This window comes from Vallitalea guaymasensis (assembly GCF_018141425.1).
Taxonomy (GTDB): domain Bacteria; phylum Bacillota; class Clostridia; order Lachnospirales; family Vallitaleaceae; genus Vallitalea; species Vallitalea guaymasensis.
This window is the reverse complement of sequence record NZ_CP058561.1, coordinates 3,214,444-3,237,574: the sequence shown is the minus strand read 5'-3', so window position 1 is coordinate 3,237,574 and position 23,131 is coordinate 3,214,444. Positions and strand designations below refer to the sequence as shown.

Here is a 23,131-nt window from a genome sequence, read left to right as displayed (position 1 = left end):
CTCCTTATCAATGACTAACAATTAAGATATCAATTCTATACCACCTTAATTGATTTTTCTTCATTATATATCATTATAGGTTCACCGTGAAGTATTTTAAATTCAGTATTATTCTTAGTGACACAAACTTCTATTATCCTTCTTTGGAAAGAAACCCTGAATCTATAACTATTCCATTGATTAGGTAAATGAGGTGAAAATCTGAGAGCACCATCTTCTACTCTCATACCTGCAAAACCATATATTATCGACATCCAAGCTCCTGCCATATTAGCAGTATGGATACCAGCAGAAGTGTTATTATGTAAATTATCAATATCTGTCCGTACTGAATCACCAAAGTAATCATACGCTTTGTCGTACAATCCTAGTTCATTAGCCATTATACTGAATATACACGTAGATAATGAAGAGTCATGAGTAGTTATCTTTTCATAATAATCGTAATCTCTAATTTTCTGTTCTCTATCAAAATAACCGCCTAGTAAAAATTCTGCAAGTATCAGGTCTGCTTGTTTACATACCTGTGCTCTATATATATTAAGAGGATGATAATGCATTAATAAAGGATGCTTATCCTCACTATCTATGAAATCCCACTTAGGTTTATCAAAAAAGCTATCATCTTGGGGATATAATTTTCTATGTTCATCATATGGTACGTACATTTCGTTTGCAGCCACTTCAAAATTATCTATTTCCGATTCTTCAATATTTATTTTATCTATCAGCTTCTTATATTGTGCTGGATATTTTTTTTGTAGTAGCATAGCTGCTTTATATGCATTATGTAAATTATTTGCTGCCATCAAGTTAGTATATACATTATTATTTACTATAGCTGTATATTCATCAGGACCTGTAACACAACAGATATGGAATTCCCCTTTACTATTGAAATGACCTATTTCAAGCCATAGTCTTGCTGTCTCAATAAGTATTTCAGCTCCTTTTTCAACCATGAACTCTTCATCATTAGTGGCTTCTACATACTTACAAACTGTATATGCTATATCACCATTTATATGATATTGTGCTGTACCTGCTGGAAAATATGCAGAACACTCTTCGCCGTTTATGGTTCTCCAAGGATATAATGCTCCCTTTTTATACTGCATCTCTTTGGCTCTTTTTCTAGCTGAATCTAATAGATTATATCTATAATTTACTAATTGCTTGGCGATATCAGGATTGGTATATAGGAAAAACGGGAGTATATATATCTCTGTATCCCAGAAATAATGTCCTTCATACCCTTCTCCTGTAAGACCTTTTGCTGAAATATTAGTTAATGAATCTCTACCGACAGATTGAAGTAAATGAAACATATTGAATCTGATACCTTGTTGTGTAGCATCATCTCCATCTATAAGAATATCAGTATTGAACCAGAAATCATCTATGAATTCTTTTTGCTTTTGTTTATAGAAATCATATTTTTTTGTAAAAGCTTCTTCTACTATACCTATTACCTCTGAGTATAGATTATCGTTCAACTCATTTTTATAGGATTTATATACAATATATTTTTCAAGATCTATTACCTTGTTTTTTTCTGCTTTTATATTGAACACATGACTTACACTTTTATCATTTTGTTCATAAAATGAATCGTACTGGTCATCACACTTGATATTATTTGCCATTAAACATATTAAACCCAAATTAGAAGATTTTGTTTTTGAAATTATTTCTCCTCTATTATTATCTATCTTACATTCTAAAACCTTCAGTTCGTCACCATGAAATTCAACACCGATTCTTGGATCATTCTCTTTCGTAATGTTCTTGACGTCTCCTTCAAGATATGAAACAACCCTTATATCACCATCAAAATTCAAAGGGGTTATTCTAATCTTTGATATCATAAGATGTTTCTCATAAAAGCTTACTAATCTTTCACTCTCATATAGAATCTCATCACCTTTTTCTGATATCCATGTTACTCTCCTGGTGAGTATACCTTTCTTGAAATCTATTTCTCTGACATAATCTTTAATAGTACCTTTTTCTAGACTGAATCTTTCATTATTAATATATATATCAATTTTTTTTCCATTAGTTACATTTAACATTGCATGACTTCTGTCTGGATATCCATTATATTTTTCACCATATGATAAATCATAATAATCATAAAAACCATTTATGAAAGTTCCATCATGTCCACCGAAATCAGATTTTTCTTCAAAACTTCCTCTAGTCCCAATATAACCATTTCCAAGTGCAAATAAAGTTTCATTTAGGGGATATTTCTCCTTCTGGAAATTTTTTTCTGTATATCCCCATAAATTGATACTGCTCATTTATGTCCACATCCTATCTATCTATTTTACTGCTCCAGCTGTTACACCTTGTATAATATATTTTTGTGCAAATATGTAGAAAACAATTACTGGGATTACAGTCATTACCAATCCTGCTATAGCTAAGTTCCATTCTATTGTAAACTCTCCAAAGAAATAAAATGTTGACAAGGGAATAGTTCTAAGTGATTTACTTGATAGTGCCAATGAAGGTAACAAGAAATCATTCCATATCCATCTTAAGTCTAATATTATAACCGTTACAGTAGTAGGTTTTAATATTGGAAATATAATTTTCCAGAATATCTTCCATTTGTTACACCCATCAATTGTTGCCGCTTCCTCTAGTGATGCAGGTATTCCCTTAACGAATCCATGAAAAAGAAACACTGCCATACTGGCTCCAAATCCTATATACATATAGACAAGTCCAAATCTCGTATTGATCATTGGGAAAATTGTATTTCTTGATATAGATCCCATAAACTGCATTAAAGGCATCATGATTGATTGAAACGGAATCAACATGGTAGCTATGAATAAGAAAAATACAATCTTGCTTATTACATGTTTTGTCCTAACCAGCATCCAAGCAGTCATAGATGATAAGATTACGATTAATGTTATACTTATCGCTGCAATGATTGCTGAGTTTATGAATGCATTAGAAAAATTCATTTTTTCCATGGCAATCTTATAGAACTGAAAATCTAATTTTTTTGGTAGTGACAATACATTATCATACATCTGAGCACGATTCTTGAAGGAGTTAACTACAATAACATATATGGGCAGTAAATAAATTATACCTATAAGCAATGCCAATAATTCTATTATTATTTTTTTCGTTCTTTTAAATAATTTATTTTCCATTACATCTCAACCTCTCTTCTTTTGCTAAAGTATACTTGAATCAATGTAATCAAAGCTACAAATAAGAAGAACATTATCGCTTTTGACTGTCCGTATCCAAAATTTCTATAACCAAAAATTTCATTATATACATTCATAGCAAACATTTCAGTTGAATTATATGGTCCACCTTCGGTTAAAGAAAGGTTGACATCATATATCTTGAATGAATTTGATAAACTTAAAAATAGACTGATAGTAAATGATGGTGCTATCAATGGGAACATAATATTTTTCAATCTGCTGAAATAGCCTGCTCCATCAACTTTTGCTGCTTCCAATAATTCTCCTGGTATACTTTGTATTCCAGTTATGTAGATAATCATTATATAACCTGCCATTTGCCATGTACTTACAACCGCTATAGCTAGTAAAGCAAATTTTTCATCTAGTATCCAATTGAAGAAAATACCATGGAATCCAGTTGATTCACCTAATCCAACAAATACTTTCATAAAAATGAATTGCCATATAAATCCAAGAATAAGTCCACCAATAAGGTTTGGTACGAAGAACATTGTTCTAAGACCATTTCTTACCTTCAATTTTGTAGTAACCAATAATGCAAATGCCAATCCTAAAATATTGATTAACACTGCTGCGATTAAAGTATATTTCAAAGTCAATAAGATTGAATTAATATATCTTGTATCCGAAAACATATTTATGTAATTACCTAATCCTATAAATTTCTTAGGGTGTACAGGTATTCCATCCCATTGGAAGAATGAATAATAGATACCCATTAGAAATGGTATAATTACAACAGTAAAAAAAATGAATATGGTTGGAAATGTAAAAATAGCAAACCAAATCTTATTTCTATTCTTTTTTTTCATAGCTGCCTCCTTTTAGTCGTTTAAATACATATCATAATGGTTGAAAAAACTATATTATAATAGTTCTCTCAACCAAAATTTGTTTCATCTATTATTTGTATTTTTATTTTGTTGCGTTAGCCCATGCCTTGTCTAATTCTGCTAATAAGTCTGAACCATTCATGTTTTCATCAGCAAAGAATTTTTGAGCTACTGATAAGAAATCATTCTTAACTATTCCTGATGGCCAACTCTTGAATACCCATGGTAATGTCTTACCATCAGCTGTATATTCTGCAATTGCTTTTCCTAATGGATCTAATGATTCTGTTTTCATGTTTGTCATTGCTGGTATGAATCCAAATTCATCTATAATGTACTCTTGACCTCTTTCACTTGTGAATAACCAATTAAAGAAATCGGTTGCAGCTTTTATTTCCTCTTCAGAAGCACCTGCATTGATAGCCCATGCATTAGGTATACCAACACTGATTTTATCATTACCATTTACTGGCATTGGAAGTATACTCATATCAAAGTTCACATCATAATCTTTGAACATACCATAACACCAGTTACCTTGATGAATCATAGCTGTTTTTCCTGTAGCGAAATCACCAGTTTGAACATCATATTTGATTTCCAAAGGTTTTGTACCATCTTTTCTAATTACTTCCATGAATTTAGCCCATTCTTCAAATAATGGATCTCCACTCATAGTTTTAGTTTTATCGTTTAATCCTTCAACAAATGCTGCTGGATCGTCTTGTAATGCAAAAGGTATATTTAAAATATGACCTATCAAGAAATATGACTCACTTGATAAACTTATTGGTTGAACACCTGAATCTTTCAATTCATTTAATTTTGTTTCAAATGAAGCCAAGTCAGTTACTTCATCAGGATTAACCAAAGAACTATTATAAACAAAACCATATCCTTCTACTCCGTAAGGTACACCTATAAGTTTTTCACCATTCATAACAGCTGTTCCTGGAGCTATGTATTTCACAAAATCTTCATTTGAAAGATCATATAGATAATCGCTGATTACTTCAGCATCTTTACCAATAGCTGACATAATTGTTGGACCTTGTCCATTTACTAATTTAGCTTGTAATTGAGTGTGATATCCTCCACCTGGAGCTCCCCATACTTCTAATGTTACTCCATCTGTCATCTCACTATATTCTTTTGCTAATTTTTCTAACTGCTCTGTTATCTCAACTTTTGATTGAAATAATGTAATAGTCACATCATCTTTTTTTGATGTTGTGCTTTCTTTTTCTGATGATTTACACCCTACAACCATTGTGGATAATACTAATACCAATACTAATAGCAATCTAATTTTCTTCAATGTTTTTTCCTCCTTATAAAACGTTTTATTAATAACAACAAAATAATATCATGATTTTTTATTCATGTCAAATATTATTTTGTTTATTTTTTATATTAAAGTTTATAATATAGCATTATTTTTGTTATAATTATATGACTTTTAATAGTTTATCGGTGTCTATAATTATATTTTTATAAAACGTTTTATAAAGTCAGCAAAAAATTTTACCTACTGGAATTTCTCCATTTTATATTGGCTTTTATTTTATTAGGCTTAATATTTGTTTTTTCTTCATCAAGAACTTGAAATAATATACTAGCTGCATACATTCCCCATTCATATTTTGGAGTTGAAATTGTAGTTAGGTGTGGTTCAAGATAACTCGCTAATTCAATATCATCAAAACCTATTACGCTGACATCTTCTGGAATTTTTAGTCCTGATTCCTTAAAAGCTTTCATTACTCCTATAGCCATATTGTCATTTGCACATATAACTACCTCTGAGATATCGTTACTGATAATCATGAGCTTTCCTGCTTGATAACCGCTTTTTTCAGTAAAATCACCATGATAATAATTTTTGGGTATAAACTCTATATCACTTTTTTCAAGGGTATCCTTCAGTCCTTTAAAACGCTCAATATTATCTTGGGTATGCTCAACACCACCAACGAATGAATAGTTAGTGTATCCTTTTTTGATTAATCCATTAACCAAATCTTCCATGGCTAAATAATTATCTACAACTACAGAATAGATGTTTTCTTTCTCAAGTTCTCTATCCAAAAGAACAATTGGCAGTTCCTCACTTGCTGTGGATATTATTAATTCATCTGTTACATTTTTATCCAATACCAATGCACCATCAATAAAACCATTCCTCAGAAATTTTTCTATAGAATGATGAGCACATATAATTAAATCATATCCATTGTGTACAACACAATCATTGATTCCTTTTATGATTTCAAAGTAGAAATTTCTATCAAATTGACTAAAACAAAGAGCTACTGTTTTGGTTCTTTTCACTTTAAGATTTCTAGCCATTGTATTAGGATAATAGTTCATTTCTTTGGCTATCTCAATAATTCTTTTTCTAGTTTTCTCACTTACATTTGCTCTACCATTTAATGCATTGGATACAGATGATATGGATACATTTGCTTTCTTGGCAACATCTTTAATGCTTACCATATAACATCACCTTTCATATTGTTAGTATTTACTGTATTAGATTATTGTATCATACAAAATATATTCATGTCGACAAGAAAAATTAAGTTCATGATTTCAACTTAAAAAACTGTCTCAAAATCATTATTTTGAGACAGTCCCTATAATTGTTTATCTAATAAAACTTTCTGTTTCCATTTGTAAGGTATTAATACTTTCTGCTATTTGCTGCATAGCTTTTGTTTGCTCATCTGTTGTAATTGTACTTTTATGTACCCCTTCTATAATTTTTACCAAAGAGCCTTTCATTATAACCAGCACATTGGTAATATCTTTTAGGGAATCTGCGGAATTCATTGAAAGCTTACGAATTTCTTGAGCAACCACTGCAAATCCTCGTCCTAGTTCTCCTGCCCTTGCAGCCTCAATTGCTGCATTTAATCCTAATAAGTTGGTTTGACTACTAATTCCACTAATCAATCCTACCATTTTGTCCACATCTTGAATCTGACCTTCTGTATGCTGGGTGATACTCTCTACTTGTTTAGTCTGCTCTGAGATCTGTTCAGCTCCAGCTGTCACCTGTTGAATTGCTGCGGATATATCCTGTATTTCTTCTGCAACTTTTTCAACAAACCGTTCTCTTGCTTTATAATCCGCATGTCTTTGTATTTCTTCCTTTACAATGATAGCCGCCATATTCTGTAATGGTTTTACTCGGTCTGGGTCTCCCCCTATGCCAATACATGCAATTCTATTTCCGTCAATCTTAACAACACCATTATATCCTGGTTTTGCTCCTTGCATATTTTTTGCCATTTCAGGGGTAATTGCTACTTCATCAACCTCTCCTATCATGATGCGTCTGCCGCCTTCATGAATTGTACCTATTCGCTCTTCTTGAACAGATGATAAAATTTCTCCACCGTTTCCTATAACGTTTACTATGTTGCCTGTAACTTCATAAAGCATTTCAACAATCTTATCTGCTAATTCCTTTGTAACCCCATGTTCCCATGCCATAATGTCACTCCATTTCATGTTATTCTTTGTAGGCTAACAAATATTTTTCCTATTCATTGAGATGTCAACTTAATTTATTACATTATTTTACCTATTATATGTTTCAATTGTATCTAAATCTCTTTTTTAATTTATACCTTATAACTAAATAGACATGTATTGTTATAATTACCATTATTTTAGCATAATTTTACAATATTTTCAACTTTATCAAAAGATATAGTAAATAAGCACTAACACTATTTATATCCATATAAATTATTTTATTTTAACTTTGTTCCTACCACTTTTCTTGGCTTCATACATAGCTTCATCCGCTCTTTTTAGGATTTCTTTTAGCTGTATATCACTGTTTTTCATACTGGTTAATCCTATACTGACATTAATACTTATATTACCTTTGTCAGTATTTATATCCATATTGGAAATCTTAGTTCTAAGATCTTCAGCAGCTATAAAAGCTTCCATTTCATCTATATCCATTATTATGGCTGCAAATTCTTCTCCTCCAACTCGTCCAAATATGGCATTTTTACCTAATAAGCTAACACTTAGTCGTGCCATATTTTCCAATACAACGTCCCCTATATGATGTCCATAATTATCATTCACGCTTTTAAAATAATCAATATCTATCATCAGTAGATTAAACTTTCTGTTTTCTTTTTTAGCAAGACAAAATTCATGCTTAGCAAGCTCCATAAAATAGCTTCTATTGATTGACCCTGTCAAAGAGTCTGTTCTAGCTTGTATCTTCAATCTGTTTTCACGTAATTTATACATTATCCCTTCCATAATGATTATTATCAATAAGGATATAGCAGCAATACTAAATATAATCAACATGATTTTCAAAAAATCATTTATATCTTGGTCAATATCATTTTCAGGAATTAACTGTATTATTCCCCATCCATTCAGGTCAATCTCATGGTGATAAATAAAATATTTATTTTGTTTGTATGTAATCTTCTTATAGTCTCTACAATCTTTATCAAGTGTTTTAACACGTTCTATTAATTTATTCTTAAATACTATATCTTCTTCATTTTCTCCAACATATGAATATATGAATTCATAATCCTTATTTATTAGGAAGTTCATTCCTTTTTTCCCTACAATATAATTCTCCATTATAGTGAATATTTTATCTAATGTGATATCTATACCAACATAACCAATTATTTTATTATCTTGTTTCAATGCTTTAATTATAGATATGACCTTTATGGAAGTACCATATTCTATATAAGGATCTGTTAAAATAACCTCATCTGAACCAGCAACTTGTTCTCTCCACGGTCTTTTATAGATATCATAATTGCTACTGTCGGAATTTCCAATTGCATCTATATAAAAGTTGGCTTGTTCATTGGCAACCCAAATCGTATATATATCATCATGTGACTTTATTATATTTTTAAAGTTATTTATTACTTTTGGATATAAAATATTTGTTGTAATATCATTTCTGTCTTTGACTTCCAACAGATAATTATGAACGTCTTCATCTGCCTCAATAATATCTGATATTATTTTTTTGTTTTCAAATATATTGGTGATATCTTTATTAACAAGCTGGGATTTTAGACATATTTGTTTTGTTGTATCAGTGCGAAATTTCTTGGTGGTTTGCTGATAAACAAATATGGAAGATATACTGAACACAGTAAAAATTATTATAAAACTTCTAATAATAATTTTTAAATCTAAGTTAGACTTTAACTTATTACACATATAACCGCCCCTAACCTAGTCTTAATATACTATTATGATTAGGCATAATTCATTATAGTTAGTATCATTTTAGCATAATTTTACAATATTTTCAACTTTAATAAAAGATATATAATGGTAAATTATTACATAAATCAATATATTTTTCTAATTATTTCATATATTATATCCATTAAATTCTAAATTAATAAATTAAGTTTTTGTATAATTTCTGTTGACATATCTATATATTTGAATATAATAATATATAGATATAATTAAAAGAAGGAGAAATAAATAATGAAAAAAGAAACTGGAAAAGGTCATCAGAGATGGAGTTATATAATTATCATAAGTTTTTTCATATTAGGAATAATTGATATGAGATTCGGCATTCTAGGAATTGTTTGTATGGGTGCCCCTATATATCATGCTATAAGAGGTAGAGGTAAGATTCATTGTTCAAAATACTGTCCAAGAGGTTCTTTTCTAGGAAAATTCCTTAGAAGGATATCTCTAGGTCATACCCTTCCAAAATGGTTAAGAACCAACAAAGCAAAGAATATCATTTTGTCCATAATGCTTTCTGTTTTTAGTATTGTTTTAACTTATGCTATTGTTAATCACGGGTTCCATTTTTTGGTAATAGCTAAAGTGTTTTATAGATTCATGTTGATGTCATTCATAGTAGGTATCGTTATTGGTATTGTCTTCAAGCCAAGAAGCTGGTGCCAGATATGCCCTATGGGTCATGGTTGTACTTTAATTAAAAACAGTCAAGATGCTAAGTCTAAAAACAATACTGTTAAAATACCTGATATGCAAAATTAATTAATACATTTAGCTAAAGTTTTTAATAATACATTTATATATACAATCCTACAGTATTATATAACTCCTAATAAAAACAAGGTAAATATATCGGTATAACTATGTTATTGATGATTAGTTATATTTGATATATTTACCTATTTTATTTTTAGTTATTATTTTCACCTGTATTTAACAATTTTTATACTATATCTAATTCTAATTGTTTTTCAGAAAAATTATTATTTATGGATTCGTTTACTTCAATATCAAGTTCTAACTGAACAGGACAATGGTCTGAGCCTAATACGTCTGATAGGATATCTGCCCCCTCCAACTTTCCTTCTAATTTATTGGAGACAGTGAAGTAGTCTAAGCGCCATCCAGCATTATTCTGTCTAGCGTTGAACATATATGACCACCAGCTGTAAGCCCCTTCTTTCTCAGGATAGAAGTACCTATATGAATCTATAAAGCCAGATTCTAGTAGATTAGTCAATTTAGTTCTCTCTTCAATGGTAAATCCTGCATTCTTTTGATTAGGTTTTGGATTCTTTAGATCGATTTCTTTATGGGCTACATTCAAGTCACCACAGATGACAACAGGTTTGATTTTATCTAGTTCATTAACATAGTCTCTAAAATCATCTTCCCATTGCATTCTATAATCAAGTCTAAGCAGTCCTCTTTTAGAATTAGGTGTGTAGACATTAACTAAGAAAAAGTTATCGTATTCGGCAGTTATAACTCGTCCTTCTTGATCATGTTCTTCAATACCTATTCCATTTTTGACAGATATAGCTTCCATCTTAGAGAATATAGCTGTGCCGGAGTAGCCTTTTTTTTCTGCATAATTAAAATATTGATAATATCCGTCAAGATCCAGTTCAATTTGTCCTTCAGATATTTTGGTTTCTTGTAAACACATAATATCTGCATCTACTTCATTAAAAAAATCTAAGAAGCCTTTTTTAATACAAGCTCTTATACCGTTAACATTCCAAGATATTAGTTTCATCATGTCCTCCTTTGCCCATTATGCTACAGTATGTATATTAATTGTAGTCAACTATTTTTAGTATATTATATACTAACTTGAATAGTTAGGCAAAGTTAAATATTTTTAGTTTGACCATTATTTAGTATTAATTAGCAAGTAAGTCAGAAAAAGAGTTTTGTTCGGACTTGGTTATTGCAAAATAGTATATGTATATGTTACGCCAGCTACTTGCTCGTCCTGAGCAAAAAGCTGGGTTCGGCGTCCTGCCTCACTACTTCACATATACATATACTATTTTGCTTGGAATACCCATTAATGTAATTACAAAACACTTTTTCTTCGTTATTTAAATTTGTTGGCTATCTTAGATATTAAAAATAATAAGTAATTGCTTATTTAATCTCAGTATGAATTTGATATTCTATAATCCGTGAATTTCTTTTAAATATTTTCTGCTTATTGCTAAACTTTCAAAGGGTTCTATTTCTCCTTTGTCTCTTTCGACTGCTGCGTATTTTACTCTTGCTTGGTTACATGCTTTGATGACGTCTTGCCAATCAATGTTTCCTGATCCTATTTCTGCGAAGTATGGTTCGTAATTTTTGATACCGTAGTCTTTTAGATGTATTATATCGATCTTATCTGCTAGTTTAGTGATGTATGATGCTGGGTTGGCACCACCTGCTTGAACCCAGTAAGTATCTAATAATAGTTGAACATGGTTGTTGAATCCTTCTGCTAGGATTTCTAAGCCTGTTTTACCGTTGTATTTTTCGAATTCAAAGCTGTGGTTATGGTATACGAAGGTTAAGCCTTGTTGTGATACTATGTCTCCTATATTATTAGCCCATTCTGCGAAACTTTTGTAGCCTTTTTCATCACGTGAAAATTGTTTTGGCATTGAACCTATTCCGATGTAATCACAACCCCATAATTTGTGATATTTTAATAAAGCATCTAATTCGTTGTCTAATTGGTCAAAGCTCATGTGGGTGACACACATGATTAGTTCATATTTTTCTAATAATCCTTTTACATATTCAGCTTTTTCATCGTCTATGTATCCTGCTCCAGATAGTTGAATATAGTCATAACCCATTTCTTTAACTTTCTTGAAGGTCATATCCAAATCTTCTTTTGTTCCTAAATAATCATGTACTGTAAAAAGTTGCGCTGCTATTTTCATAAATTATACCTTCCTTACATTATTATATTTTAAAAAGTTCCATCAACATCAAGAGTGACACTTTTAGTTTCTTTTACTATTGTTGAATTCTTAATCTTTTCTTGTAATTTACTGTAATAGAGATCTTCATCAATAGGTAGGTTTACCCAATCGTCCGTCCATGCAGACAAGTGCATAGCGTTAGATATTGTAAGTCCTCTGATTCCTTCAACTGCGGGTGCTATCAATTCTTTACCATTTAATATTGCATCAACAAAGTTAGTTAGGATTGCTACATGCTGTTGTAGTGGATTAGGTTTTACATTGATTTCACACTTCCAACACTCTGGATTACCGAATCCACCAGTAAATGTTGCGTTGAATTCTCTTTCTGATACCCTTAATCTCCAGAATGTTATTTTACCGTCTTCTACAACTATTTTACCTTGATCACCACTTATTTCTAAACGGTTAGTACCTGGTGCGTCACTTGTAGATGTAACAAATACTCCAGTTGCTCCATTAGCATATTCAGCGTATGCTGTTACATCATCTTCAACTTCAATATCATGCATCTTACCGAAATGACAAAATGCTCTAATTCTTGTAGGCATACCGCAAATCCATTGCCATATATCAAGTTGGTGAGGGTCTTGGTTTAGGAGTACTCCTCCCCCTTCACCAGCCCAAGTAGCTCTCCATCCACCTGAATTATAATAGCTTTGTGGTCTGTACCAGTCAGTAATTATCCAGTTGACTCTTCTAATTTCACCTAATTCACCAGCATCAATAAGTTCTTTAACCTTACTATAATAAGGGTCAGTTCTTTGATTGTACATAATGGCGAATACTCTATCTGTATTGTTACCTACTTCATTCATCTCACGTACAGCTTTTGTATATACCCCTGCTGGTTTTTCTATCACGACATGCTTATTAGCTTTTAATGCATCAATTGCAATAGATGGATGGTCATAATGAGGTGTTGCGACAATAACTGCATCTATATTGCTATCTTCTAACATATCATGATGATTGTCATAACACATAATGTCAGAATATAATTCTTTACTTTTCTTTAGTTTTTCTTCATTTATATCACAGACTGCAACTAATTTACCGTTTTTGACTTTGCCTTCGTATAAAGACTTAGCATGATTAGAACCCATATTTCCAAAACCTATAACACCAATACGTACTTGTTCCATTTTGTCATCCTCCTATTTTATAATTTCTTTAATAATTCTTTTAATGCATCTACTGCAACAGCAAATTTTACAGGACCGCTATCTTCTAATTCTTCATTAACCTGACCGTTTTCAAGTTCTGCAAACCCTTTAAAATTACCTAAGTGTGGCTCTAAGGACAAGAATCCTTCATAACCAGCTTCTTTAGCTTCTCTTAGAATTTCTTCTAATTGTCCGTCTCCATAACCTGCTGGCACTACTTTGTGATTTTTATAGAGTGCATCTTTTATATGGAAATAAATGACTTCATCCTTTAATAGGTCAAATCCATCAGGATAATTCTCTACATCACATTGTACGAAGTTAGCGAAATCATATATCAATTTGAACTGAGGACACTTAAGAGCTTTAACTAATTCATAACATCTACGCGGTATATCTCCATAAATATCTTTCTCATTTTCATGAAGCAAAATCACATCATAATCCTTAGCTGCTTCTAAAAATCCTTTCCAGCGTCTTATAGTCTCATCTTTATAATCATCAGGGTCTTCCCCTTCTGGTATGAAGAAACTGAACATCCTAATATATTTTGTATCAAGAATTTTAGATAATTCCAGAACGTGTTTGAATTTATCCAAATGAGGTTCAAAAGGATCTGTAATCCCTATTTTACCTATGGGTGATCCTATAGCAGAAACCTTTATTCCACTTTTATCCAACTCTTTTTTTATCTCTCCTGCTTCCTCCAGTGTCAAATCAGCAACATTTTTATCATTAACACCACGCATTTCCATATATTCTATTCCATGCTTTTGTAAAACATCAAGCTGTGTAGTCAAATCCATAGATGCCTCATCAGAAAAAGCTGATAAAATAAATTTACTCATTATAAGTTCCTCCTTTATAGTCCATACTATAGTTCAATATATAGTTACATTGCATATATTGTTTTAATATTTCATTTTATAATAATCATTCTGTTCACTGGATATATAGATACCTTGAACTATCTCCAATGCTTTCAGTCCAATATCTATATCTATTTCAACTGGCTTATCTTCAATTAGTTTTTTATAAACTTTATCAATGAATATCTTATGTCCGTTACCCCAATAACTCTTGTACCCATGGATTTTATCGTCAGATACTACTTTTTGTATGTTTTCATCATCTTGTAACCATAATGCACCATCTCTTAATAACAGCTTACCTTTTTCACATACAATCTCCATCTCAACAGGTGAATTATCCACATAGTTATTGCTTCCATAGAAAAGACCTATTGCACCATTTTCAAATTTTATGGTTGCTTCTGCGGTATCTTCCACTTCTATGACGTCACCAAGTAACCTTGTATCCACATGTCCTTTTATTTTATCTATCCTCCCGCCAAACCATCTCATCAAATCAAGAGTGTGAATGGCTTGATTTATCAATAAACCTCCTCCTTCTGTTTTCCATTTTCCTCTCCATACATCCTGGTTATAATATTCCTCGTCCCTTTTCCATGTGATGAATGCTCTCATACCAATGACTGAACCTAATCTCTTGGATTCTATAATTGATCTTGCTTCTACCAATGATGGATTATATCTATTCTGGAAAACTACAGCTATCTGTTTGTTCATCTTCAATGACAGTTGTTTCAAATCTTGAACATCCTCCACGTTGATAGCAGCAGGTTTCTCTAAAACAACATGCTTAGAAGCCAGTAAAACTTTTTTAGCCATCTCATAATGGAGATAATGAGGTGTCAGTATGTGAACAACATCAATACTATCATCATAAAGAATATCATCAATGTTAGTACTATAATAACAATTGTACTGACTAGCCAGCTTTTTCACTTTTTCTTCTTCAATATCAACTAGATATAATAACTTTGCTTCATCATTTTCAATAATAGCTTTTATATGATTTTCAAATATGGTACCACAACCTACAATGGCAACTCCTAGCTTATCCTCTTCCATATTTTTCTTCCCTTCAAAGGTATTTGATTCTTATAATATAGGGTTATTGTATTATAATCATAGTATAAAAATCTATGAAGTTTTTGCTTTATATATTGCATATATTGCTATATAATAAAACTATAGTATAGTCATACTATAATGACTTTCATCTGGATACCATTAATTAACATTAAATCTAAGGAGGTTTTATTGTGGATGATTACGCTCAGTACAAACAAGAAAGGGATTTCAGCTATTTTCACTCAATCTCTCCAGGAAACTTCACCATTCCTATTCATAATCATAATGTCAATGAAATTTTCCTATGTATCAGTGATAATATTAATTATTATGTAGATGGAAAAACATATGAAATGAATAAGTATGATATCATAATTACTAATAACAAAGAATTTCATAGACCTGTCTTAAGGATTAAAGATACTTACGAGCGAAAAATAATCCAGTTCAGAAAAGAATATCTATCTTTTTTTGACATACCTGAAAATAATCCCATAGAAATCTATGAATCAAGGATGTCAGGTAATAATAATGTCATAAAATCTTCTGATACACTTGAAAACAACTTAATCTATTATTTTATGGAAATAGACAAATACTGCGATAAGCCTTCTGGTGATATAATGACTAGAACATTGCTTTTACAGCTTATTATCAAATTGAATACTATTATATTTGAATCAAAAAAAGATAAGAATACTATAAAGTCCGACCCCAAAATATTGGCTACCCTAGAATATATTAATGACCATCTAGATACTGTCATCAATCTGGATTTGTTATCCAACAAGTTTTTTATCAATAAATATTATCTATGCCATTTGTTCAAAAAACATATGGGAATTACAATAATTGATTACATCAATCTGAAAAGAATAGAAAGAGCGAAACACCTTCTATTAGAAGGTGTCCCAGTTACAGATGCTTGTTATTTAGTTGGTTTCAATGATTATTCCAATTTCTATAAGAAATTCAAGAAGATAGTTGGTCTATCTCCGAAAAAATATGTTAAGGATTTTACTTATATCTCAAAAACCACATAGTATATTTATTTACTGGCATTAATAAATCTGATTCCCAATGCCAGATATATGATTCCCATCAATAACAATACTAATACAGGTGTGACTATGGATTCTATACCATGCCCATACATTATCATATCTTTTATGCCTTCCAAAGCCCATTTTTGCGGTGTAAGATTAGCTATGAACAACAATGTTTTTGATTGTATTATTTCTAATGGCCACATACAGCCACCTAGCATTGAGGTACTAACAGTAATTACTGGCACTATAGATGATAATTGCTGCTGCGTCTTGAAGAATGAAGATATAAACAGTCCAAGGCATGTAATCGTAAATATAAAAGCCCCTAATAGTAAAAGTACTCCAATATCGCTTTTTCCCCAATCTATATGAAACAGGTATTTACCTCCATACACCATAACCAATATATTCATAAAACCAGCCATAAATGTAGCAATAACATTTCCTGACAATATAGAAATATTTTTTATTGGAGATACCAGCTGTCGCTGCCATACATAATGCTTTTTCTCATCAACTATATTACCTATACCGAAGAATACCAAGAACATTGAAAAGAACAATGCAAAACCTGCTAAAGCCTGCTTGAGATTATCATAACCATACAAATCAGTATCAATAAATTCTGAACTGGTTTTATAAAATGTCTTTTTATCTCTTAACTCTCCAATTTCTTTCATTATATCTTTTTGAATCATATTCTTTTCTACAGCTATTCCTGTCTTATCAAGATAATTGTAGGTTATATCTGCAAGTTTCATATCATTTCGGAATACACTTGATATCCCTGAAAGTAAGCTTTTTAACATCATTGTATCTCTGGTCTCATTTATACTCATTAATGATAGTTTTATACCCTCGGTACCTTGTTCTACAACAATAGCACCAATCCCTTTTGACCTTTCTACGCTTTCTATTGCTTCATCATAACCCACTTCTTTTAATTTTATAGCTTTACTCTCTTGTAGTTTAGTTATCAACAGTTCACTTACATTGTTCTCTGCTTTATCCACAATATACACCGTTGGCTTAACACTTTTTGAGGAAAAAGATCCACCAAAGATATAAGTGAATATAAGCATCATAGCAACAAAACTAAGAAGAAGAGGTAATTGATTCTTATATCCTAAAATTTTGACTTTCAGTACTGCAAACATTTATATAGCCTCCCTTCGTAACTTGACCATAATAGCAGAGACCATAATAAACCCTACTCCAGTACCTATTAATATCCCATAATAATTCCACATATCAGCCAAGCTGTTGTTTCTCATGATGCCAGTATATATTTTTATGGCAACCCCGCTGGTAGAAAAATATGATAACTTGTTCATAAAACTTGGTAAAGTCTCTATTGGTACGAAACTACCACCTATCAATGCCATGAACTGTATTATTCCAAGTTCAAATACATTAGCGAATTTATAATTCCCAACTATCAATGTTATAACAGATATGAATATTCCCAGACCACCGATAGCCAGACTGCTGCTTAGTATACTTAATAATACAAGCCCTATATCTCCCCAGTTTATTTTCAGCACGATACTGGAATAGAGAATCATGACAACTGACTGTAATATAGCAACTATACATATCATAAAGAAATTACTTATCATTATCTTACTAAGTGGTACTCCAGCAACTCTATTTCTTTGATAAGTTATATTCTCTTTTTCTTCCAATAACAATCTACCACCATTGCTGGCACTATAAAGAATGAACATAGCCATCATAGCTACAGCATAATACTGGAAGCTAGACAAATTTTTCTTTCCTTCCACATCTATATCTTTAATATCAAGGTTCTTCTGAACATTTTCAGTTAACTCTTCCATCAAATAAGGAATTCCTTCGAATGCCGACTCCAAATCACTGTATTCCTGAACCTTATTGATAAATACTTCTTTATCAAGAGAATAATTATTCATTGTTCCCATAAAACCATCAATGACAGCTTCTACAATACTTCCTTTTATGCTATTATCCGTATGCTTCAAAATTTCTACATCCACTATATTTCTTACAGGTAAAGCATAGTTCATGTAAGTATTATAAATATAGTTTTCTGGTAGAATAACAACAGCAGTCACTTCCTTGGATTCTAACATTTCTCTTGCTTTCTCTTCATCCTGTACAGTATAAGTCATTACTTCTTGTATGTTGTCTGAATCAAGAAACTCAAAAAATATATTTTCTATGTTATAGTCTTTTACGATTGATAATAGACTCTCTCTACTTTTTTCATCCAAATCTTTTGTAAAAAAACTTTTATTCACAGTTTCTTCAAATCTTGCCATATCCTCTAAGGCATCATAATTCTTAACAATGGCTACATTAATGTTGCCTATAGAAGTTCCCCCATCCCCAAACATATTGTTAAGAGAGAAACCTAATATAGTCATAAGTACAATAGGCATTAAAAGGATAATAGCTAATAATTTTTTATCGTAAATGATCTTTTTTACATCTTTGACTATGATATGTCTCAGTTTCAATTAGCCCCACCCTTTCTAATCTCTAAGTGCCTTACCTGTCAAGTGTAAAAATACAGTCTCTAAGTTAGGTTCATTAATATCAATAGAACGGATACCGATTTCTGTATTATTCAACACTTCAATAATTCTTTTAAATGTTGCTTTACCATTACTGACAGTAACGATAACTGTATTTTCTTCACTGCTGACATCTGTTACTTCTTCAATATTACCTATATCCTTCAATAATGCATCATTGACTTTATCAACTTTTATAAGAATTCTTTTTTTATCATCAATTAGATTGACTAAGTCTTTCTTAGTACCATTAGCAATTATTTTACCATTATCCATGATGCATACTTTGTTACAGATATACTCTACTTCTTCCATGTAATGACTTGTATATATTACTGTCATTCCCTCTTTATTAAGCTCGAGAACAGTATCAAGAATATGTTTTCTTGATTGTGGGTCTATACCTACAGTTGGTTCATCCATTATGATTAATTCAGGTTCATGTAAAAGAGCTGCTCCAATGTTAAGTCTTCTCTGCATTCCACCAGAATATTGACTTACTTTATCTTTCAATCTATCTGTTATACCAATGATTCCAGAGACTTTCTTGATCTGTTTTTTCAGTTTATTGCCTTTCAATCCATAAGCTCTTCCCCAGAACTCAAGATTCTCCCTACCTGTTAGGTTTGGATAAAGAGCTATTTCTTGAGGCACATAACCTAGACTTCCTTGAATGGCTTGTGGACTTTTTACTATATCTTTACCTTTGTATGTTATGACACCATCATCAGGCTTTATCAATGTTGAAAGCATGGAGATAGTTGTTGATTTTCCTGCTCCATTAGGTCCAAGCAACCCTAATATTTCACCTTTTTCTATACTAAATGAAATATCATCCACCGCTTTTATGTCCTTAAAATATTTTTTCATATGTGATACATTAAGTAATTGCATATTAATATGCCTCCATTCCTATGATTCTATATCATTATACATTTCATAACACTTTGATTTACAGACCTATGATATTATCTATATTCTTCAATTCATCCAACTCAATAATATCTTCTTCGTTGAGCTTAGGAATATTAATCTCCTGTTCCTTTCCTATATCCCAGTTAGTTTTATCAATAGAAACTTGAATTGACATTGGTTCTCCTTTTTCCTGATCAGCCATACTCATTTGTATTGTCATTTTTTCTCTTATAAGATATCCGTCAAAATCAATATAAGCCTTGGCTTCAAAATTATCAAAAACCACTATTTCAAACATCTCATCAATTTTTTTTATAATATCTTCTTTATCAATATTATCTTGGTTATCTCTATCATCAGATATAAAAATAAAATTTTCAATGATTTTACCTTCTTTTAAACTTTTATATATCTCCTCACTCAATTCTTTTAATTGTTCAGCACTAATCTTTATTGATACTTCTTTTGCTTTTACCTGACCATCTTTTGTATCAATAATTGTATTTTCACCTTTCAGTACATTTTCTTCTCCCAATAGTTCTAACCATTTATCTGATACATTAGCAAATATCTTATCATAGTTGTTAGTAGTGAAATTCTTTTCATCCAGCTTAGCATATTTCTTGAGTACTGGAATTTGTATATACTGCTTATCTCCATCCTTATAAAAATAAGAATCCATACCTAATCCACCAAAATTCATATAAATATCTGTTGCAATCTTATCTTGTGTCATATCATACTGATTAGTTATATTAAACATCATTTCCTTATAATGATTCAGTTGTGTAACTTTTTCTAAAGATAAACCTTCTGTATTATAATCTACATTTATCTTTATTTCCATAGATTCTTTCCCCATCTTCTCCGAATCCGTTTTTACTACCGCATTATTATAATCTACAAGTGCTTTAGTTGAACAGGCAGTCAACATTGCTACTACAATAACCGTCATCATTATTACACTAATCATCTTTTTCATTTTATACACCTCATTTAGCTATTTAGTTAATTACTATACAACTAATATACACCATTACCAATAATATTCCATGTATCTATTGTCACATTATACCCATGACTTTTTGCACATTTATAATATGACTATAGCTTATTCTTAATAGCAAAGATAGCCAACTGAGTACGGTCCCTGAGATCAAGTTTTCCCAATATACTAGTTATATGATTTTTGACAGTCCCTTGACTCAAGAATAACTCTTCGGATATTTCTTTATTATTCTTCCCTTTCGCCAATAGACTACAGATATCTTTTTCTCTCGATGTTAAAGTATTTACCTCCTGTACCCTTTCATATTCCTGTTCATTGTTACTTATCTCCTTGAACCTATCCATTACTTTAGTTGCAACAGATGGATTTATCAATGTTCCTCCATTATATACACATCTAATTGCCTCAGATATCTCTTTTGGCATTGCATCTTTCAACAAATATCCTGATGCCCCATATTTCAGAGAATCAAATATATACTCATCATCATTAAAAGTTGTCAAAACAATAATCTTAATACTCCCTTTAAAATCTTTTATGGCTCTTGTAGCCTCCACACCATTCATAACAGGCATTCTAATATCCATCAATACCACATCAATATTATCTACCTTACATCTACTTACAGCTTCCTCTCCGTTTTTTACTCCCCCTACTACTTCAATATCTTCCTCTTTCCCCAAAATCATAGTCAACCCCTGTAACAAAATATCCTGATCATCCACCAACAATACTCTTATCATCATCCACATCCCTTTCAAATTTAATCAACTAAATATCACCCAAAATACCCTAAACACTAACCCAATACGTACACTGCATTGTGATAAATAGTAAGTTTTACGAAGACCGTTCCTTCAGGAGTAAGGCAAGTAAAACTTACTATTTATCACTACGCTTAATCCCGTTAGTCCCCTTAATTAAAACCTACCCTCTATTAATTTCCCCCATAACTTCAAATCCACATTCATTACTATACTCAATAAATCCACCTAATAACCCCACTCTTTCTCTCATCCCCTTTAATCCATATCCCTCACAAACATCATCACATCCAACACCATTATCAACTATAGAAAATCTAATAACATCTTTCTCATATTTAATAACAATCTTAATTTCATCAGCTTTACCATGCCTTACAGCATTGGTCATTGATTCCTGTATAACCCGATACAATGTTATATAAACATCTGGGGATAAAGCAATTTTCTCTCCTTTAATTTCAAAACTGATCTTAACACCTGTCTTACTGGAAAACTCATCAATAAGTTCCTTGATAGCACCTATATCAGTATACATTCTACTTTCATCTTTAAAAGTTTCTACAATCTCTCTAACTTTCTTCAAGCTTTCCCTTGCAGTTATCTTAGATTCTTCCATAAGAATTTTTGCCTCATCCATATCTTTATCCATCATTGAACTTGTCATTTCCAGTTGCATAATAAGCCCTGTCATATTATGTCCAAGTGTATCGTGCAAATCTCTGGCTATCCTATTTCTTTCTTGGGTAGTTGTCAGTTCCTTAATCTGCTGAGCATAGTCTTTTAATTTATAATGGGCATTCAATAATTCCTTATATATATTATCAATCTTACTTTTTTCTTCTTGATGATACTTAGCGAACCCCAATATAATAATTACCAAAGAATTAATGAGAACGAAAAGAAACATCTGAGATATATTAGAAATACTATTGTTAAAAGATATTAGATTAAGAAATTTGTACAACGATACTATAAATGCCAAGGAATTAATTATCAAACTGCTTTTGAAACTAAGCAATGAGGTCGATTCGATTATTATTAATAAATAAACAGCATGTATAAAATAATTGATTGCAAACTTTGAGTTGATTTCTATAAACAGCAACAACATTATCTTCAAACATAGTATGACCAGTATTATTTTTGAATGTTCTTTAAAGATATTCTTAGCGATAGACAATATGACATAAGCTACGAATAATGTCAGCAATAATATATACCTATTATCCTTAGCTCCTTCATATATAAACGCAAAATAAAATATTATCACAGCAAGTAAATCTATCAAATAGTATCCTATTTTTCTAATCATTATCATATTAGCACCTTACCTTAATAGAAAGTTATATTTCTTTTCTCAGAACAAATGGACTTAATCGCGTCTTGAGAAACAAGTTGTTTCC

The 23,131-nt window shown here is 31.1% G+C and carries 20 protein-coding genes and 1 pseudogene; 2 read left to right on the top strand and 19 right to left on the bottom strand.

The genetic code is table 11. The annotated features are described in order from the left end of the window. Window positions 1-35: 35 nt before the first annotated feature. The 8 genes and pseudogenes from HYG85_RS14005 to HYG85_RS13975 all read right to left on the bottom strand — a co-directional run bounded on the left by HYG85_RS14005 (window position 36) and on the right by HYG85_RS13975 (window position 9,313). Entirely contained in the window at window positions 36-2,306 is a 2,271-nt protein-coding gene (locus HYG85_RS14005; protein WP_212690189.1) for a glycoside hydrolase family 65 protein, read from the bottom strand. A gap of 21 nt (window positions 2,307-2,327) precedes the next feature. Further along, window positions 2,328-3,179 (bottom strand): carbohydrate ABC transporter permease, encoded by an 852-nt coding sequence (locus tag HYG85_RS14000; RefSeq protein ID WP_212690188.1) that lies wholly within the window; start codon window positions 3,177-3,179, stop codon window positions 2,328-2,330. Next, window positions 3,179-4,057, bottom strand: coding sequence for a carbohydrate ABC transporter permease (locus HYG85_RS13995; protein WP_113674160.1), 879 nt, complete (start codon window positions 4,055-4,057; stop codon window positions 3,179-3,181). The genes HYG85_RS14000 and HYG85_RS13995 overlap by 1 nt, the downstream gene beginning before the upstream one ends. A gap of 103 nt (window positions 4,058-4,160) precedes the next feature. Beyond that, entirely contained in the window at window positions 4,161-5,396 is a 1,236-nt protein-coding gene (locus HYG85_RS13990; protein WP_212690187.1) for an ABC transporter substrate-binding protein, read from the bottom strand. Window positions 5,397-5,602: 206 nt separating this feature from the next. Further along, a complete protein-coding gene (locus HYG85_RS13985) occupies window positions 5,603-6,574 on the bottom strand; it encodes a LacI family DNA-binding transcriptional regulator (protein WP_212690186.1) in 972 nt (323 codons plus the stop codon). Window positions 6,575-6,724: 150 nt separating this feature from the next. After that, the gene (locus tag HYG85_RS24805; RefSeq protein WP_408647991.1) at window positions 6,725-7,252 is read right to left on the bottom strand and encodes a methyl-accepting chemotaxis protein; all 528 of its coding nucleotides are present in this window, start codon (window positions 7,250-7,252) and stop codon (window positions 6,725-6,727) included. Beyond that, a pseudogene (locus HYG85_RS24800) lies at window positions 7,229-7,576 on the bottom strand (sugar diacid recognition domain-containing protein); the annotation flags it as partial. The gene HYG85_RS24805 and the pseudogene HYG85_RS24800, both read right to left, overlap by 24 nt. Window positions 7,577-7,834: 258 nt before the next feature. Further along, window positions 7,835-9,313 carry a sensor domain-containing diguanylate cyclase gene (locus tag HYG85_RS13975; RefSeq protein ID WP_212690184.1) on the bottom strand — a complete coding sequence of 493 codons (1,479 nt, stop codon included), beginning with the start codon at window positions 9,311-9,313 and terminating at the stop codon, window positions 7,835-7,837. A 279-nt stretch (window positions 9,314-9,592) separates the two neighbouring features. On the opposite strand from HYG85_RS13975, the gene HYG85_RS13970 reads away from it, so the two are divergent. Further along, window positions 9,593-10,123, top strand: coding sequence for a 4Fe-4S ferredoxin (locus HYG85_RS13970; RefSeq protein ID WP_212690183.1), 531 nt, complete (start codon window positions 9,593-9,595; stop codon window positions 10,121-10,123). A 181-nt stretch (window positions 10,124-10,304) separates the two neighbouring features. Here the strand turns inward: HYG85_RS13970 and HYG85_RS13965 are convergent, their stop codons facing one another. The 5 genes from HYG85_RS13965 to HYG85_RS13945 form a co-directional block, all read right to left on the bottom strand. Next, the gene (locus tag HYG85_RS13965; RefSeq protein ID WP_212690182.1) at window positions 10,305-11,120 is read right to left on the bottom strand and encodes an exodeoxyribonuclease III; all 816 of its coding nucleotides are present in this window, start codon (window positions 11,118-11,120) and stop codon (window positions 10,305-10,307) included. Between the two features lie 403 nt (window positions 11,121-11,523). Continuing rightward, a complete protein-coding gene (locus HYG85_RS13960; protein WP_212690181.1) occupies window positions 11,524-12,288 on the bottom strand; it encodes a sugar phosphate isomerase/epimerase family protein in 765 nt (254 codons plus the stop codon). A 29-nt stretch (window positions 12,289-12,317) separates the two neighbouring features. Continuing rightward, on the bottom strand, window positions 12,318-13,475 hold the full coding sequence (locus tag HYG85_RS13955; RefSeq protein WP_212690180.1) for a Gfo/Idh/MocA family protein: 1,158 nt from the start codon (window positions 13,473-13,475) through the stop codon (window positions 12,318-12,320). 17 nt (window positions 13,476-13,492) lie between these two features. Further along, the gene (locus HYG85_RS13950; RefSeq protein ID WP_212690179.1) at window positions 13,493-14,344 is read right to left on the bottom strand and encodes a sugar phosphate isomerase/epimerase family protein; all 852 of its coding nucleotides are present in this window, start codon (window positions 14,342-14,344) and stop codon (window positions 13,493-13,495) included. 63 nt (window positions 14,345-14,407) lie between these two features. Continuing rightward, window positions 14,408-15,430 (bottom strand): Gfo/Idh/MocA family protein, encoded by a 1,023-nt coding sequence (locus HYG85_RS13945; protein ID WP_212690178.1) that lies wholly within the window; start codon window positions 15,428-15,430, stop codon window positions 14,408-14,410. 194 nt (window positions 15,431-15,624) lie between these two features. Between HYG85_RS13945 and HYG85_RS13940 the strand changes: the two genes are divergently transcribed. Beyond that, window positions 15,625-16,476, top strand: coding sequence for a helix-turn-helix domain-containing protein (locus HYG85_RS13940; RefSeq protein ID WP_212690177.1), 852 nt, complete (start codon window positions 15,625-15,627; stop codon window positions 16,474-16,476). 5 nt (window positions 16,477-16,481) lie between these two features. Here HYG85_RS13940 and HYG85_RS13935 read toward each other — a convergent pair whose 3' ends face one another. The 6 genes from HYG85_RS13935 to HYG85_RS13910 all read right to left on the bottom strand — a co-directional run bounded on the left by HYG85_RS13935 (window position 16,482) and on the right by HYG85_RS13910 (window position 23,040). Next, on the bottom strand, window positions 16,482-17,639 hold the full coding sequence (locus HYG85_RS13935) for an ABC transporter permease (RefSeq protein WP_212690176.1): 1,158 nt from the start codon (window positions 17,637-17,639) through the stop codon (window positions 16,482-16,484). Next, entirely contained in the window at window positions 17,640-18,980 is a 1,341-nt protein-coding gene (locus tag HYG85_RS13930) for an ABC transporter permease (protein WP_212690175.1), read from the bottom strand. A gap of 15 nt (window positions 18,981-18,995) precedes the next feature. Further along, complete coding sequence (locus HYG85_RS13925; RefSeq protein WP_212690174.1) at window positions 18,996-19,931, bottom strand: ABC transporter ATP-binding protein; 936 nt, start codon at window positions 19,929-19,931, stop codon at window positions 18,996-18,998. Between the two features lie 58 nt (window positions 19,932-19,989). Then, a complete protein-coding gene (locus HYG85_RS13920) occupies window positions 19,990-20,934 on the bottom strand; it encodes a hypothetical protein (protein ID WP_212690173.1) in 945 nt (314 codons plus the stop codon). Between the two features lie 122 nt (window positions 20,935-21,056). Further along, a complete protein-coding gene (locus tag HYG85_RS13915) occupies window positions 21,057-21,704 on the bottom strand; it encodes a response regulator transcription factor (protein ID WP_212690172.1) in 648 nt (215 codons plus the stop codon). A gap of 184 nt (window positions 21,705-21,888) precedes the next feature. Next, window positions 21,889-23,040 (bottom strand): sensor histidine kinase, encoded by a 1,152-nt coding sequence (locus tag HYG85_RS13910; RefSeq protein WP_212690171.1) that lies wholly within the window; start codon window positions 23,038-23,040, stop codon window positions 21,889-21,891. Window positions 23,041-23,131: the final 91 nt, after the last annotated feature.

Bases quoted from the DNA above. Each gene is read 5' to 3' on its own strand.
- HYG85_RS13955 (WP_212690180.1), bottom strand. From the start codon at position 13,475: ATGGAACAAGTACGTATTGGTGTTATAGGTTTTGGAAATATGGGTTCT.
- HYG85_RS13925 (WP_212690174.1), bottom strand. From the start codon at position 19,931: ATGCAATTACTTAATGTATCACATATGAAAAAATATTTTAAGGACATA.
- HYG85_RS13995 (WP_113674160.1), bottom strand. From the start codon at position 4,057: ATGAAAAAAAAGAATAGAAATAAGATTTGGTTTGCTATTTTTACATTT.
- HYG85_RS13935 (WP_212690176.1), bottom strand. From the start codon at position 17,639: ATGTTTGCAGTACTGAAAGTCAAAATTTTAGGATATAAGAATCAATTA.
- HYG85_RS13960 (WP_212690181.1), bottom strand. From the start codon at position 12,288: ATGAAAATAGCAGCGCAACTTTTTACAGTACATGATTATTTAGGAACA.
- HYG85_RS13985 (WP_212690186.1), bottom strand. From the start codon at position 6,574: ATGGTAAGCATTAAAGATGTTGCCAAGAAAGCAAATGTATCCATATCA.
- HYG85_RS24805 (WP_408647991.1), bottom strand. From the start codon at position 7,252: ATGGCGGCTATCATTGTAAAGGAAGAAATACAAAGACATGCGGATTAT.
- HYG85_RS13970 (WP_212690183.1), top strand. From the start codon at position 9,593: ATGAAAAAAGAAACTGGAAAAGGTCATCAGAGATGGAGTTATATAATT.
- HYG85_RS13910 (WP_212690171.1), bottom strand. From the start codon at position 23,040: ATGATTAGAAAAATAGGATACTATTTGATAGATTTACTTGCTGTGATA.
- HYG85_RS14005 (WP_212690189.1), bottom strand. From the start codon at position 2,306: ATGAGCAGTATCAATTTATGGGGATATACAGAAAAAAATTTCCAGAAG.
- HYG85_RS13915 (WP_212690172.1), bottom strand. From the start codon at position 21,704: ATGATAAGAGTATTGTTGGTGGATGATCAGGATATTTTGTTACAGGGG.
- HYG85_RS14000 (WP_212690188.1), bottom strand. From the start codon at position 3,179: ATGGAAAATAAATTATTTAAAAGAACGAAAAAAATAATAATAGAATTA.
- HYG85_RS13920 (WP_212690173.1), bottom strand. From the start codon at position 20,934: ATGAAAAAGATGATTAGTGTAATAATGATGACGGTTATTGTAGTAGCA.
- HYG85_RS13945 (WP_212690178.1), bottom strand. From the start codon at position 15,430: ATGGAAGAGGATAAGCTAGGAGTTGCCATTGTAGGTTGTGGTACCATA.
- HYG85_RS13950 (WP_212690179.1), bottom strand. From the start codon at position 14,344: ATGAGTAAATTTATTTTATCAGCTTTTTCTGATGAGGCATCTATGGAT.
- HYG85_RS13975 (WP_212690184.1), bottom strand. From the start codon at position 9,313: ATGTGTAATAAGTTAAAGTCTAACTTAGATTTAAAAATTATTATTAGA.
- HYG85_RS13965 (WP_212690182.1), bottom strand. From the start codon at position 11,120: ATGAAACTAATATCTTGGAATGTTAACGGTATAAGAGCTTGTATTAAA.